11 protein-coding genes are annotated in these 16284 nt (G+C 36.6%); all 11 read right to left on the bottom strand.

Going from position 1 to position 16284, the window contains the following annotated elements; translation table 11 throughout:
- Position 1: 1 nt before the first annotated feature.
- A complete protein-coding gene (locus F0Q01_RS10360) occupies positions 2-2167 on the bottom strand; it encodes a hypothetical protein (protein ID WP_090488684.1) in 2166 nt (721 codons plus the stop codon).
- Entirely contained in the window at positions 2164-3651 is a 1488-nt protein-coding gene (locus tag F0Q01_RS10355) for a hypothetical protein (RefSeq protein WP_090488682.1), read from the bottom strand. The genes F0Q01_RS10360 and F0Q01_RS10355 overlap by 4 nt, the downstream gene beginning before the upstream one ends.
- 2 nt (positions 3652-3653) lie before the next feature.
- Positions 3654-5063, bottom strand: a complete 1410-nt coding sequence (locus tag F0Q01_RS10350; RefSeq protein ID WP_090488680.1) for an MBOAT family O-acyltransferase — start codon at positions 5061-5063, stop codon at positions 3654-3656.
- A gap of 11 nt (positions 5064-5074) precedes the next feature.
- Entirely contained in the window at positions 5075-5977 is a 903-nt protein-coding gene (locus F0Q01_RS10345) for a hypothetical protein (RefSeq protein ID WP_090488678.1), read from the bottom strand.
- 12 nt (positions 5978-5989) lie between these two features.
- On the bottom strand, positions 5990-7282 hold the full coding sequence (locus F0Q01_RS10340; RefSeq protein WP_242941867.1) for an MBOAT family O-acyltransferase: 1293 nt from the start codon (positions 7280-7282) through the stop codon (positions 5990-5992).
- 138 nt (positions 7283-7420) lie between these two features.
- Complete coding sequence (locus tag F0Q01_RS10335; protein ID WP_090488674.1) at positions 7421-9052, bottom strand: hypothetical protein; 1632 nt, start codon at positions 9050-9052, stop codon at positions 7421-7423.
- A gap of 26 nt (positions 9053-9078) precedes the next feature.
- Positions 9079-10731 (bottom strand): hypothetical protein, encoded by a 1653-nt coding sequence (locus F0Q01_RS10330; RefSeq protein WP_090488672.1) that lies wholly within the window; start codon positions 10729-10731, stop codon positions 9079-9081.
- Positions 10715-12349 carry a hypothetical protein gene (locus F0Q01_RS10325; protein ID WP_090488670.1) on the bottom strand — a complete coding sequence of 545 codons (1635 nt, stop codon included), beginning with the start codon at positions 12347-12349 and terminating at the stop codon, positions 10715-10717. Before F0Q01_RS10325 ends, F0Q01_RS10330 begins: the two co-directional genes overlap by 17 nt.
- A complete protein-coding gene (locus tag F0Q01_RS10320) occupies positions 12346-13725 on the bottom strand; it encodes a hypothetical protein (RefSeq protein ID WP_090488666.1) in 1380 nt (459 codons plus the stop codon). The genes F0Q01_RS10325 and F0Q01_RS10320 overlap by 4 nt, the downstream gene beginning before the upstream one ends.
- Positions 13726-13737: 12 nt before the next feature.
- The gene (locus tag F0Q01_RS10315; RefSeq protein ID WP_205467978.1) at positions 13738-15072 is read right to left on the bottom strand and encodes an MBOAT family O-acyltransferase; all 1335 of its coding nucleotides are present in this window, start codon (positions 15070-15072) and stop codon (positions 13738-13740) included.
- A 179-nt stretch (positions 15073-15251) separates the two neighbouring features.
- Positions 15252-16271: an acyltransferase family protein gene (locus tag F0Q01_RS10310; RefSeq protein WP_090488662.1), complete on the bottom strand. Its 1020-nt coding sequence runs from the start codon at positions 16269-16271 to the stop codon at positions 15252-15254.
- Positions 16272-16284 lie beyond the last annotated feature (13 nt).

Here is a 16284-nt window from a genome sequence, read left to right as displayed (position 1 = left end):
TTTATTTCCTTCCAAACGCTCCGCGTTTATATAATATTATCAAACCAACCACTCCAATTAGAGATATAATCTCCGCTATTCTCCATAATATTGGCTCAACAAATTTAACTGTTACGTCGCCATTATAAGTGATCTCTACAGATACGCGTATACGGTTGTTAATACCATTCGAAATAGCAAGCTCCTTACCATTGTCATCAAATGCCTTGTAGTATGGATAGTTGTATTTAGGAATATCTATTGCCGAGAGATCCCCCTTATATAAATTGATACCAAACAAATCACTAGTATCAGTGCCCTCTATCAGATACTCACCGTATCCGATTGCACCAGCACCTCTATCCAGCTGCGCTGTATCATAATATTTTGTAACCCCGGTAGCATTGTCCTCAGCAGAGCCAACAAATACCGCAACGCTTACAAGTGCCATGGCCACCACAACTGCATATATCTTTTCTGAGTAAAACTCGTTTTCAATAAAGTATTCTAAAATCAACCCCAAAAGAATCGCTAGGAATACTATAGCTATCCCTATATATCTCCATGGGTACTGAATCTGAGCAAATACATTTAAAAACTTAGAAGCAAAGGCTAGCTTGTTCCATGGGAACAAATTAGTAGAGATAAATAAGAGTATCAACGTACCTATAGTGAGCCCCTTAATCTCCTTTGTAGCTTTTTTTGCAAGCATCAAATATACAGCTACAATCAATACAGCCATAAAAACAAGTCCTGGAGTAATCTGCATTCTAATAGCAACGTAGTCCTCACCCTCGCCATAGAAATCTCTAAATACTGCAAATAAATCAGAGATATATGCTCCTCTAGACTGAATCAATTTTACCGAGCCATTGGTTGCCTTTATCTCTGTAGCCACCCTTGAATAATAATCAAGAAATGGCACTATAAATGCCAATCCCGCAACTGCAAAAATACCAATTGCTCTCAAATAGCAAATGATTGTCTCTTTTGTAAATGTCTTTTTATATTGGCAAAGTGCTACTACCACAAGAACAATGCACACCATCTCTGTAGAAAGCACATGGGTATACAAAAGTCCAAGCATCCCTAGTGCAAGTGTGAGGCTAATGCTCTTGTAATCTCTCTCTGAATCCTTGCCCGTGTAAAGCTGCCATATAGCAGCGGCAACTACAGGATAAAAAGCCAGAGCAGTATACTCACCCACAGCACTGCGGACAAATACATCTACTAGTCTGTAGCTACATGTAACATATGCAAGAGCCACCACCACTGCTGTCTTTTCATGGGCAAACACACGACGTCCCATGAAATATGTCGTAGCGGCTGTCAGCAGGGCTACGCCAAATACATACAGCTTGTAGCAGGTATTGATTGAAAATCCGATAATACGTAGAATGGCTGGAATATATAAAAATACATCTCCGTAGAACACTCCATTAGGATATCCAAAACCATCCATAAATACAGAGTGCATCCGCACTGGGAACTGGCCGCTCCTAAGGCCATCGGCAATGCCCTCAATACGCAATATGTGATATGGAAAATCATGTCCTGGCGCAATACCTGGGAACATGTAGGCAACTGTACCAGCAAACGCTATTGCTAAAAGTGCAAGTACTGTATTTCTGTTGTTTTTAAAGAATTTGCTAAATGCAAAGAAATCAAATATCAGACAAAAAGCAATCCACGTAAACACAAGAACTCTCATATCTCTTGTGGTACTACCAATGCTTGCTCCACTTAATGTAAATGCCTCATCTCCCGAATAATCAACTATCCTAATCTCTAAATCATAAATACTCTGGGTGACATAAAAATTGTAAGTCACCTGATATTTATTAGGACTCAGATAAAAATCCCCTGCATGAATAAACTCATTTCTCTCTGCGGAAAAAAGTCTACAGGTCATCTTGCTATCAGCAGTGTAATCAAGTGTAACAGAATATGAACCAGGCTTTATAGTCTCATAAGGACCATATAGCAAAACTATTTTTTCATCTGATTCTATAGAGCCTCCTGAAACACTCCATGCGCCATCATTATATCCAATATAGTCAGACGCAAACCTAGCCAGGTCAATATTAACCTGGCTACAGTGTGTTCCCTTATAAATCATTAGACCGCAAAAAACAATTCCAATGATTATTTCAACGAAGTATACAATTAGTTTTTTCTTTTTAGTCATCGCTTACAGTATTCACCATATTCATTTCTATAGAAACATGCACTATCTACAACTTTCTGTGTAACTCTATCATATACTACAAAGTTAAATCCTACACCATTTACCTCGTAGTTGTCTCCATTTATTATGATTGAACATGCGATACCAGCATTGGTACCACCACTGGTAACCTCATATATCAGCTGGCCATCATCTAGGTTTCCTGAAATAGTAACCTGCTCATCAGGGCTGACTTCCTCTATATTTCCATCAGCCAAATCCACCACGGCAGCATAACTATATCTAAACATGTCTTTATATGATGCCTTGAGTCCCAATTTATTTAGGCGAACTATATCTTCATCCGTAATAAATCGTACCGCATCGTCCTTTACGGAGATGAAAGTAATGTACTGTGGGTCCCCTATAAGCATCTCAAGATACTCATCCATGCTCTCCACATTTACAAACTCAGCAGTATTAATCATATGATGATAATAATAGCTTGTGCTGCTCCACTGTTCATCCTCTACTGAAGGAACATTAAAGTTTTCTTTTAAAATTCCTCCAATATACTTTGACATCTTTGCCGCACCCCAAATATTCTCATGCTCAATAACATTTTCCTTTGGAAGCTCTGCTCCGATTTCATAATATAATTTTTCTGAGCAGAAGTTATAGTAAGGAACGTTGAACGACTTGGAATATTCTATCATTCTATTATTAACAGCATCTGTCATTACATCTGGAAGAGAAATAAATACTAGGTTGATGTCATTCTCCTTGCATAGGTCTACTATCTTTTCCAGATACTCTTCCATAAGAGGAACTGCATCAGCCTTTATATCTGAATCGGTAGGAATAAATGGAGCGTAGCTATCGGCACCGTATCCAGTCATAATAGACTGTCCCTTCAGCTCGTCATGGTTGGTAAGGGAATAGTCCATATCTATTTCTTGAATCTCTGTCCATCTAGTGTGGTATCTCATGTTGGTGAGGTAATAACTCAGCTTGTCCTGAGTAGGGTCGTTCTTGCAGAGCTCATTAATCATCTCCACCTTATTAGCAGACCACTTCATGCTGTTAGCGCATTCTCTATATGTACCCTCTGTTGTGTTTACTGCACTGTCTGGGTACATAGAAAAAATAAACTTTGAATCCAGCACTACAGTCTTAGGGTTCTGATATTTAAGAGCCTCCTTCAACCAATAGTAATTGAAAAATATACTCTGTCCACTGCTAGATAGATTGTAGCTTCTGATACCGTAATCGTCGTATATCTCCTGTGGTGAAATGGCATTGGCCACAACACTAGAACCTAAAAACAATACGTCGATTGAATTTTCTTCCATCTGATAGAACTGGTTGTATTTATCTGTATAAGACCAAATAACACTGTTGTGATTAGTCTTTGGTACAAGCATCTCATTTACATTATAAAGGATTGCACCAAGGATTGCTAAAAATGCCAATGATCTAAAGATTTTAGTAAGTATTCCCTTCATCGCTAAAATCCTCCATAAATAAAGTCGCCGGCATTATAGCCCAAACCATAGGTACCAAACACCCAAATAGTAACAATCGCTGCAATGTAAATAAGCCATCTAAATGCAAAATTGAATTTTGCAAATTCCTCTCTTATTGCAACTCCATGCTCCTGCTTTCTGCTCACAAAGAAAAGAACCAAAAGAGAAACAAAAAGGACTCTCCATTCTTTCTCATGAAGTCCTAGGTCATAAAGAGAACCGTCTAGTAATATCCAAGGATTGAATGTTGTAAACATCCTGTAAATCATTCTAAGACCAATTTTAAGGGTATCAGCTCTAAAAATAATCCATGCAAGCATAACTAAGAAAAAGTTGATAACCACTCTGAATACGTGAGCAGGACCTGAAAACTTTTTGCTGAAATAAGGAACTGCTCCCTCAACTATCTGATAGATGCCGTGCATCATTCCCCAGAAAACGTATTTGATTTCGCCGCCGTGCCATACGCCGCTGACAGCAAATGTAATCAAAAGATTAATATTTTTTCTAACAAGACCCTTTCTGTTGCCTCCCAAAGGAATATAGATATAGTCCCTCAGCCAAGAGCTAAGAGAGATATGCCATCTTCTCCAGAAATCCTTGATAGAATCTGCAAAATAAGGATGCATAAAATTGTCTACAATGTGTATACCAAACAGAAGGGCCATACCCTGAGAAAGAGTAACGCATCCCAAAAAGTCAGTATACAACTGAAGACTATATAAAACGCCCGCGATCAAAATATATACGCCGCGATAACCCTCGAAATTATCAAAAACTGAATCCACCACAATTCCGGCTTTATCAGCAATCATAAACTTGAGAAATAATCCCCAAATTATTAGCTGTACACCTCGCATAAATTCTCTATCATCAAACTTGTGCTCAGCCATTATTTCATTTTCTATCTGAGCATGTCTTGGGATTGGTCCCTGTATGATTTGTGGGAAGAAGGAAACCACAGTTGCATACTTAAGGAAATTCTTTTGAGCCTCCACCTTGCCCATGTAAATATCAGCAAGATATGCAATCATCTGCATGGTGTAAAAGGAGAGACCAAGCGGAATAATTATGCGAGAGGCAATACTGCTATTTTGAAGTCTCTCACTAAATCCAATTGCTCTATTAAGAAGCAGTGGAGCTGCAGATACTAGTATTGAAAGAATCAATATTCCTTTGCTTTTTTTCTTTTCAACTGCTCTAGAAAATGCATAGCTTATAACTATGGTCAATCCAAACAATGCTATTTTCTTTATATCTCCTGTAGCAAACCAAAGAAAGCAGAAATTGGCTAGTAGTAATACTAGCCATCTAAATGCCTTTGGAATTACATAGTATGCCACCAATGTCACTGACAAGAAAACATAAAAATAAAACGATGTGTATGTCACGCCAATACCCTCTATCTATAGTTATTTAGTACCTCTATCATCATATCTCCCACTTGAGCACTATAATGACTGTTGTCTACAAAACCGCTATGGTCATCCTTAGTACCATTGAATTCACTAAAATCAATGTAATCTGTGATCTCAGTTAAGCCCTCAAGGAAGTCCTCATATCCATTATCTATGGAATCCTCATAAGTCATATATGTCATAGGATTCGTAAATACGATAAACTCTATATCGTTTGCATCACAAATCTCTTTTATTTGTCTAATCTCATCTAAGGTCTCATCTATTCTATTGACAGGCCCCTTGGTGATTCCCTCATTGGACCAATCATAGCTAGATTCATAATCATAGTCTGCCCACCAGCCATACTCATATATCTCAGCCACCCCTGGTGTCTTTTCTCCCGACATGATAACCGAAAGGGACTTTATTGTAGTAAATATATTGCAATAATGATTAACAAAATTCTGAATATCTGATTTCAAATACTCATAGCTTGCTGTGGATGCATCATTATTGTGTGATTCTGGATCAACTGTATATGACAGGTTGTCTACGCCGAGATAGATGACCTTGGGACAAATACCATTATCAACCATGGTCTGTATATTGGCCAGCGCCTCAGCAGGCGCACCCATGGAATATGTCATGTTATAACAGTTGAGATTCTCAATCTTTTCAGTATGTATAGCCCCTACTCTAGAAGAACCAAATAAAAAAGCATCGTATTTATCTGGGTTCTTTAAAATATAGGTCATCTTTACATAATTTTTATTAGGCTCGATGCCATTGTTTCTAGCCGATAATGGATGAAACACATTGTATGGATCAATAATTGCAGGAATAGCAACCATCAATATTATACAAAAGGCTAGATAGGCTGATACCTTCGCCAAAAACTTTTTCAAGACTATACCTCTCTAAAACTTAAAGTAAACAAATGCCGCTTCGCCACTTGCCTTTAAAAACATTATCATAACTAAAAGCAAAATATAAACTGCATGACGAATCAATGTAGGCTTCTTTGAAAGTGATTCAAACACGCCCTTTTTATCATCTATTAAATCAAATGCTGTAAGGACAGCAAGTGAAAAGGCTATAGTAACGTACTTGCTTCCACCAAGTCCGATATTGTTTACAAGATACTGGCCAGGTGATGTGACTCCCTGAAGACTATGAGCAATCACGTAAACTGCATCTGAAACAGAGTCTGCTCTAAAGAATACCCATGCAATACTGCAAAGCACAAATACCACAAACCATGAAATGGCTTTGCCTAGTTTATATGACTTGAATCTCTTGATAGGAGCCGCAAAGATTTTTTCAGCAATCTGCAAAAGTCCGTGAAGAGCTCCCCAGAGCACAAATGTCCAATTAGCTCCGTGCCACAAACCACTGATTAAAAATGTAGCCATCAAATTCCTGTAGTTTTTAGCAGTAGAGCATCTATTACCACCAAGTGGAATATATACATAATCCCTAAGCCATGATGTAAGAGAAATGTGCCATCTGCTCCAAAACTCCTTGATGCTAGTAGATAAATATGGAGCCTTGAAGTTGGTCATTAGCTCTATTCCAAAAAGCTTGCCAACACCAATTGCAATATCAGTGTAGCCTGAGAAATCACAGTATATCTGAATTGTGTAGAAGAAAATCACAAGCAATAAATCAAATCCTGCGTAGGATTTTACATCCAAATAAACCAAGTCCACGTAGGTCGTCAAAACATCTGCTATGCAAAGCTTCTTAAAGAAGCCCCATGCCATGAGCTTGAGACCATCCTCTGCCAGCTTATTATCAAATACCCTGTCAGCTTTTAGCTGAGGAATCAGCTTATCAGCTCTTGCAATTGGACCTGACATAATATGTGGAAAGAAGGAAACAAATAGCGCATACACGCCAAAGTTCTTCTCTGGCTCTATTTTTCTATTATAGACATCTGCAATGTAGCCTATTGTCTGGAATGTGTAAAATGAAAGTCCCACAGGAACCATCAATTTCAAAGTAGCCTGGTGAACCGGTATAGACAATGCACCAAAAATATCCGCAACCGTCTGAGATAAAAAATTGAAATACTTGAAAAATCCAAGCACCAGGACCTCTATACAAACAGAAAGCACAATAATGAGCTTTTTCTTTTTATCCTCATCTGCCTTATATATCAATCTACCTGCAAAATACGAAACTGCGGTGGTAAACAAAAGTATAAACACATATTTTATGTTCCAGCAGCTATAGAAATAGTAGCTAGAAACCAATAAAACAACCCATCTATACTTGCTCGGCATAACCCAGTATAGAGCGAATAACACTATTAAAAATATTGCAAATGAAACCGAGTTAAACAGCAACTAAATGTCCTCCAAATCAATAGGATTATCCTTTGAATAATAAATACCAATGTTGTGAATAGTATCTAAAAGCTGGTATTTTGACATAATTTCATCCGATGGCTTTTTACCATCTACATCCACCATCAAAATAGTTGGTCCCACATACTGAGTACTATCATCATAATAGCGATAGTCACCCCAATTATTTAATGAACCATCATCTCTAATCTGCTTGTAGTATCTATCTAAATCCATAACACGGATACAACGTTCATAGATAATTGTATTGTCGCCATAGGCATATACAAGCCCTGCATCAGTGGAGTCAATCACATCCACCATAGCTTCCATTTGAAATTCATCACTACCCTGCTTTTTGTAATTGTAGTCTGAAACTAAATCTATGAGAATGATTGCACCTGTCACTACAAGTATGCAAAAGCCTCTAAACAAGCTATCTTTATCTGTTTTGTTAATGAAAAATGCAACAAAGAAAAATCCTGTCACAAGTGCTGTAAGCAAATATCTCTTTTCAAATGTTGGGTCCCCATAAGTGGTATCTAAAAGAGAAAACTCAAGTATTGTAGCAAGCACCACTGTTACAAGTGTAGCCCAGAATTCATCTAGCGCTTTTGTTTTTGCGCTCTTTACAAGAGATACAATTACGAAGAAAAGAGATATGACTATTGCCACAAAAATCACTAATCCAAATACGTGAGACAAACCTGCAAGTGACATTGGAGACCTCTCTACTCCTGCCTCAGGAATCGCCCCAAGCAAAAGCATAAAGGCAACAATCTCATTGCCTAAGTTGCTCCAAAATCCATCTGCACTGATCCAATTTTCAATGGCATCCTTGTAAGTAAGTCCCAGTGCACCACCAAGAACTCGTCCCACTCCAACACTTATGATTGATGCGTATACAAACAAGCTTTTTCTATTCTTGAGAAAAGCCCAATCATTATTTATGAATGTAAGAATAATTCTAGATAAAAGTAGCGGAAGGAAAAACATAGCAATCATGCTCATTCCTGATCCAATTCCAAATAATACTGATAAAAGAATAGAAACAGCTATCAAAGCAATCTCTTTTTTATTTATTTTATCAATCAGTAGAATCCTATATGCAAGAAGCATTCCAAGAATTCTAAAGCTGTAAACGCTTGCCATCACATGAATACAGCTGAAATATCCCAGGTCATTCATCCATGAAAATTCATTTAACTGATATGGGCAAAGAAATAAATTTAGCACTACTAAAAACGAGGTAAAGCTACATTCTTTAATCTTTAAAATCTTGTAGATAAGAATGATGATAAGTACTGTAGTGATAAGATTTGCTATAGCATATGAAATCCAAATATTCCCTGTGATCTTGTATAGGGGAAGTGCAAATATAAACAGACGGTCAATAAGTGGAGCTGTAGTCTCACTCAAAAGACTAGTAGGATATATGCTGCCACTATTTGCAACTACAGCTGTCTTAAGATAGTCCCATGAAGAGTCTATTCCAAGATGTGTCCTTGCCTCAAAAATATTAAAGAATAATATAAGGGCAAACTGACAAATCGCTGTAATAAAAAGCACAGCCTTTATAATGTTTTGTTTAATATCTTTATCTGAAAAAATAATCGACGAAAGCTTTTTCATGCATATTCCTTCTCATAACAAAATGACTATAGTTCTTTATTTTTGATTGTCATGGACTCTAAATCAATTGGATTTTCACTGCAATAATACACACTGTAGTCACCAATATTTTCCAATAACTCATACTGTTCCATAATAGCTTTTTCAAGAGGCTCTTGTCCTGCCACGGTAACAAGCACTGTCGCGCCTACATACTGCTTGCTATCATCATAGTATTTATAGTCTCCAAAGTTCTCTAAAACATTGCCGTAACTAATACTTTTATAAACACGGCTCGAATCAATTACACGGATTACTCTCTCTGGGCGAACCAAGTATTTTTCTTCATCCCAGAAATATACAAGTCCCGCATCAGTGTCATCAATTGCAGCTAACAGCTGATCTGTCTGCCACTGACTATTGTCGGTGATGGCAAGGAAGTAATCTGAGTACAAATCCATTGCGATTACTGAAATCAAAAGCATCACGCAACCAAATTTTTTAATAATAAGACTATCATCAATCTCTTTTATGAATAATCCTATCAAGACAAATCCCGAATGAATAGCAGGAATTAAATATCTAATTTCAAATGTAGCCCCAACGTGATATGGAACTAAGAAAGCATAGACAGCTATGTTTGCAAAAAACACTACAAGCAAAAATAGAACTCTGTCATCTGCTGATTTTTCCTTGATAATTGCCTTTATGGTCTGCACTGTAAAATACAGTATTGCAACCACCAAAACAATTGACATTATAAGACCAAAGCAATAAACAAGTCCAATAAAACTCATAGGACTTCTCTCAACGCCTTCCCCTGGAATCCCTCCAAGGAGAAGTGGAACTCCAACGAGTACATTGCCTAGATTCTTCATGATCTCGCTTGCATTGGCCCAGGTTACACTTGAGTCCAAATACTGATATCCAAGAATACCACCAATGATTCTACCTAAAAGAACCCCAACTACAGATGCATACATAAAAATGGATGTCTTGCTAATCAAGAACTTTATATCATTTTTAATAAACACCTGAGTCACTATGTAGATGGCCATAGGAACTCCAATCCAAACTAAAAGACTAGTTCCCTTAGATACTCCTATAAATACAATCAATGCCAATGTGGCTATCTCAATTATTTTTTTGTGCTTGCTATTGCCATCAAAAACAACACTTAGTATCACCATTAATATTGTCAATGTGGAAACATTTTGCATTGCGCCGAAACCATTGACACATACAAAATAGCCTAAATCATTGTCTATATTAAATCCATTGGCCATAAATGGGCATATAAATAAATTGAGAATTATAAGCTTTTGTCCAAAAGTTAACTTTAAGCTAGTGCCTATTTTATAAAGGACAACTAAGCATGCCACTGTGATGAAAAAGCTAGATAATCCATATGCCACAAAAACATTTTTAAATATCAGATAAAATGGCAATATTAGAATATGTCTCTCAAACATAGGCTGTGTTGTGGTGTTAATAACATCACTAGGATAAAAAGCACGCTCTTTGAAAGCTATATTTGCTTTTAAATATTCCCAAGACACATCTATTCCCATGTGCTCTTTTGCTTCAAAAACATTGAAATATAAAGTAATAAATAATTGGCAAAGAAGACAGCCAACTAAGGCTATCAGAAATAAAAATTCCAATTTATTTTCTTTATACTTCTCAATCAACGACTTCATTTATTGCCAACCTTTTCATCTTTCTCACAACTGCTATCACAAGACCTATTATCGTAATCAAGGATATTATCTCTGACACATGCCATATAAAAGGCACCATAAAGTGGATTTTGTATCCACGGGTAAAATCTTCTCGATTCACTACTATGCAACCATTGTATCCTGTCTCCCATGGGATTGGTTTATCCTCTATATCTGTTACCGTAATAATATCATAGGCCAGTGTAGGGATAATCACCTTGTCGTCAGCATAAATTGGAACTGTAACATTTAAAAATTGTCGTTCAGTCCCCTCCGGCAAATAAAGCTTGTCAGCCCATGTGGAATCTGCCTTTTCATTTACTAAGGTCTTATTTTTATATACCAAAGTGTAATCAAAATAGGCTGTAGTCATAAGTGTAACTGCTGCAACCACCGCAAGTGCCACAATGCTTTTCTTGTTACTAATCAGCCTCTCAAATCCATAGACGCCTGTTATAACAAAGCACACTGTTGCTATCAGCATATTTCGCCATGGATACTGTATAGCCGAAAGAAAGCTCAACTTGTTGTTCTCTCCCGCAAATAGATTCCATGGGAAGTATACGGTTGATAAAAACATGGCAACTATTCCAAATATAAATAAAATCCAAAATACCAACGGAGTCTTCTTGTCGTTAGCCTTATTTTTTCTATTAGCGATGGCAAATACAATCGTAGTAATAAAAGCCAAAACATACTGAATACCAGAGTTGAGATATCCCTCGCCCTCTGCTGACCATTCAAAACTACTACCAAACCCCTCAGTCAATGGACCAAACATCTGACATAAATAGAGTCCATCTGGTCTAATGCTCTGGCTTGTAAGTTGTGTATTTGCATATAAACGCATGGAAATATATGTATAAATAAACGGCAATATAAAGAATAGATTGATAAGTACAATAAGTACTACCGCTATCAGCCATTCTTTTATATGGCTCATTGTGGATTTGAAATTAATCAACAAATATATCAAAGAAAAAATAGCCACAAGCTCTGTAGTCAATATATGGCTCTGGATAAGTCCTGACGCACCAACTACGAGAGGACAAACCTTTCTACATATTCCCATGTCACTCTCTTCGTATATGCGATATATACCGTAGATAACCAGTGGAATAAAAATCATAGCTGTATATTCGCCAACTGCCGCTCTAACATAAAGATTTGATAATCTATATCCGGCAAATGTATAAATCATAACAGCCATCAGTGCACCGTTTCTTGTCTTAAAAAGCTTGCCAAAGCAATAATATGCTACAGCCACTGTTGCAACGTTAACTACTATGATATAGATATTATAAACTCTCCAAAGTGGTATTCCACATATCAATAGTAATGCAGGTACATATAGGAAAATATTACCGTACATTGTAGTACTTATGTAGCCATGACCATGCCACGCACTTGTCTCATATCTAACTGGGATATGACCCATCTGAAGCTCTTCTGCAATAGCCTCAATACGCCCCAAATGAAATGGCAAATCATGCCCTTGGCACACACCTGCCCTAAAAGCAGGCAAACTTGCCACTATGATTATCATCAATAAAACAACTATATGATATTTTTCTTTAATTAACTCTTTAAACTTCATAACTCAAATCTTTCAAAACGACCTTCGTCATTATTAAAATCCGTAGAACATGTACGGGCAATTATCTTATTAGTATTATCTATAATCAGGAAATTGACATCTCCTGTATTGTAATCCCCCCATTCATAGACATTTCCGTCTATTTCAACTACGCCATCCTCAAAGGATACATTATGGCCGCCTTTAACATCAACAAAGTATGCGCCATCCGCTGCCTCTCTTAATTCCTGGTCATCGAAACGCATTAATCCGTTGAAATAGCCTTCAAAATCATCCAACTTGGAATACATAACGATAGTGTAGTCTTTTTCATCTACCCATTTAAACAACTCTGCTGGCTCATTTTCTATATTGATATCTTCGTTAACTGCCAACATCTGAGTAGCTGATGGATTAGTCTCTCCCCAAAGCTTAGGATAATCTGCTTTTAACTGCATGCTAAATCTATATGAACCATGTTGATTCATATGATAATCATCCCAGAACCATTCTACTGCATAATCAGCAGGATACCATTTAAACTCAGCAAGTTTGGCATCATTCAAAAGATTCATATAGTATCCATTTACCTGAGCCACATACTCATCGGTAAACAAAGTATTCATATCTAGTGGAAGCTTGATAATGTGAAGGGCAATTCCATTATCCTCACAAAGCTGAACAAGCTTTTTATAGTAGGTCCCCTGCAATGGAGAGATACTATAATTATCATACTTTATTCCAGAGGTTTCAGAAATATTATTTGTCATAATACAACTTCTGCCTGAGCGAATGTCTATCTGATTGTATGAATCCTGGTTGACCGATAAACGGCCGCCCTCATTAATGGAATTAATAATTGATGCGATATACTCGCTAGGCATATAAAAACTGCTAGCTATCGCCTTATCCCAATATTCATCCATTGGAACATTCTCAAATTCAGTTACACCTGTATCTTTTATTGTCTTGTAAATTTCTGTGTATTCACCTATACCAAATTTATGGACCTGATTGCAGGTTGTAAAAGTAAAATCATTGTGTGCCAAATGATAATCCATATATGATACAAAGACATCTGTAGGTGCCTCATTGTTTGCAAGATAATCCTTGAGAGTATAGTAACCCTCTATTGGACTGGAGCCAGACAATGCTAAATTAATAGTGGAGTCAGACAAAAGCTCTGGCATAAATGATGTGGCTGCCATTGAATCTCCCAGAATCACCGCATCATAGTATTTATCCTGTTTGGTCTTAGTGAACTCCTTGTTCCAATATGCTCCAACAGAATCCGAACTCAAATAAGAAAGGGGACTCTTTGCAATGAAAATACATATAATCCAAAGAGGCACCAAGGCCAATATGCATTTAAGTAATAATTTCCCAACGTTTTTCATTAGTACTCCAACTTAGAATTGGAAATAGATAAATTCTTTTCCAGTTAAATCCAAACTAAAAATAATCAAAACAACAATAAGCCAGTATGTAGCATATCTAACCACAAAATGCTTACTTGAAATCCATTCAATAGGATTGACTCCATTCTCGCGCATGATGCTAACTACGAATAATAGTAGAACCGCGATGCCAAGCATAATAAGTCCCATTTTATCTATTCCAAGATTGTATATTCCGCCAGTAAATACAGCTGATACATTATCAAGCTTTACAGAGGCCTTTAATACCTGAATAGCCTGTGATATATTGCTTGCTCTAAAGAATACCCAACCTATTGCTGCAAGGATAAAGGTCTTGAATATATTGACACCCTTCCACGCTCTAGCAACTGCCTGGTTCTTGATTCGATCTGATATCTTTCCAAATATCATTCTGAAGATATCTTCTATTACCTGGCATATTCCATGGAACATTCCCCAAACGACAAATGTTATATTGGCTCCATGCCATAGACCACTCACAAAAAATGTAAGCAATAAGTTAAAGTATTTTCTGGCTGTGCCCTTTCTATTTCCTCCAAGTGGAATGTAAAGGTAATCTCTCAACCATGAACTAAGTGAAATGTGCCAACGTCTCCAAAATTCTTTAATAGAAGTAGAGAAATAAGGCATCTCAAAGTTGCTCATAAGATTGTAGCCAAGATATTTGGCTGCACCCTTTGCGATTATAGAATAGCCCATAAAATCGCAATAAATCTGAATTGTAAAAAAAAGATTTGCAACAACAAGCTCCATGCCATGATAGGCTGAAACATCGTTGTAAACTGTATCTACAAGAACTGCTAGTCTATCCGCCATGACTACCTTTATAAAGTAGCCCCAGAGCATCATAAGAAGACCGGTTCTAGCATTGTTATAATCAAAATCATTTGGCTTTGCCAACTGCTTGAGCAAGTTTTTAGATCTTTCAATAGGCCCCGCTACTAATTGAGGGAAGAAAGACACGAACAAAGCATATCTAAATATATTCTTCTCTGCGTATATTTCATCTCTATATACATCCATTGTATAGCTAAGTGCCTGGAAAATATAAAAAGAAATACCTACAGGTAAAATCACATCAAATGTTGGTACATTGACACTGATATGAAATAACCCTAAAACATCAGTCATCACATCAAGAGCAAAATTAATATATTTAAAGTAAAACAGCATGCTAATGTTTAAAACAAAACTAGCTGCAACTGTCCAGTTTTTAAGTTTTACTTTTTTATCTTCTTCTCTATCAGACTGTTTGATGCGCTCCATCACAATACCACTGAGATATGTGATAAATGTGGATGTCATTAACAGCAAAATATACTTTGGGTTCCAGCACATATAGAAGAAATAGCTGGCTGCAAGCAGCCAGTAATTCCTAATTTTATGCGGGAACACAAAGTATAATGTAGTAACAATAGGAAAAAAGATTAAAAAATCTATCGAATTAAATAACATGTTTGCTCCAATTTAATCTAACCATAAAACTATTTTGCTATTTTTTGAATAATAGTCTTATTAAGCGGCTTTTCTACAAATCTATTCATGATATAACTCCATATCAAAAGCACCACGTAAAATGCTAGGATACCCTTGAAACTTAAACTGTCTCTGCCGCTGGCCAAGTTAATATGTTCTATCATAAAGAAACCTATTGCTTGCCATATATACATTTCAAAAGATATATCTCCCAGGACAGTAAATACCGTGCTTTTAATAAAACTACCAAGTTTGATACCTATGTGTAAAATTGCAGGAAACAATACAAAGCACTCTACACCCCATATTGACTCTATACGCTCGATATTTATATCAAGCATCCACTTTACAACTACTATCGCAATAATAGCTTCAACGATGGTCAATATCCACCATTTTTCTATCTTGATTCTGTTATTGATAATATCCCAAAGAATAACTCCTAGGAAAAATGCAGCTAGACCTCTTCCAGTATAGTAATTCCAAAATGGCTTGTTTTCGCCTGAAAATACACAGGATACCCCCACAAGAACTAATACTGTAGAAGTAAATAAATAATGAATATCTAGCTTTTCTTCTATCTTTTTAACAACATAGGCAACACAATAACAAAAAATCAGGATGCCTATATACCATAGATTGCCATCTATTCCCAACTGGTTTGGAATTATTGAGAATTTAAAAATCAACAAATAGCTAGCAAGAACATTCAAAATTCCGGTAGAAGGTTCTTCATATACCAAATGTGCAAACTCATTTAGAACTATAGCTACAGTTGTAGTAATAAAAATCATCGGATATACTCGAAGAATTCTTTTGATAATTCCATTTGGACTATTAAACTTACTTAAATCTCTACACAAATATCCTGAAATTAAGAAAAATAATTCCACCACATCGGTAAATCCAAATAACCCTGTAACTGGTATTGGTGTAATAAATCTTTCATTGATATGCCCTAGTATTATAAATACTGCAGCCCCAAATTTCAGCAAATCAATTCCTGAATTACGCTCCCTACTATTCAATTTTTCCCTCCAC

The organism is Pseudobutyrivibrio xylanivorans (assembly GCF_010906925.1).
In the GTDB taxonomy this organism is placed as follows: Bacteria; Bacillota; Clostridia; order Lachnospirales; family Lachnospiraceae; genus Pseudobutyrivibrio.
The sequence above is the reverse complement of the archived record's forward strand: the minus strand, read 5'-3'. Positions and strand labels throughout refer to the sequence as shown.

What these genes read in the sequence shown, in the direction of transcription:
- F0Q01_RS10360 (WP_090488684.1), bottom strand. Translation starts at nt 2,167, where the DNA reads ATGACTAAAAAGAAAAAACTAATTGTATACTTCGTTGAAATAATCATT.
- F0Q01_RS10315 (WP_205467978.1), bottom strand. Translation starts at nt 15,072, where the DNA reads ATGACATCCACATTTATCACATATCTCAGTGGTATTGTGATGGAGCGC.
- F0Q01_RS10335 (WP_090488674.1), bottom strand. Translation starts at nt 9,052, where the DNA reads ATGAAAAAGCTTTCGTCGATTATTTTTTCAGATAAAGATATTAAACAA.
- F0Q01_RS10325 (WP_090488670.1), bottom strand. Translation starts at nt 12,349, where the DNA reads ATGAAGTTTAAAGAGTTAATTAAAGAAAAATATCATATAGTTGTTTTA.
- F0Q01_RS10320 (WP_090488666.1), bottom strand. Translation starts at nt 13,725, where the DNA reads ATGAAAAACGTTGGGAAATTATTACTTAAATGCATATTGGCCTTGGTG.
- F0Q01_RS10355 (WP_090488682.1), bottom strand. Translation starts at nt 3,651, where the DNA reads ATGAAGGGAATACTTACTAAAATCTTTAGATCATTGGCATTTTTAGCA.
- F0Q01_RS10330 (WP_090488672.1), bottom strand. Translation starts at nt 10,731, where the DNA reads ATGAAGTCGTTGATTGAGAAGTATAAAGAAAATAAATTGGAATTTTTA.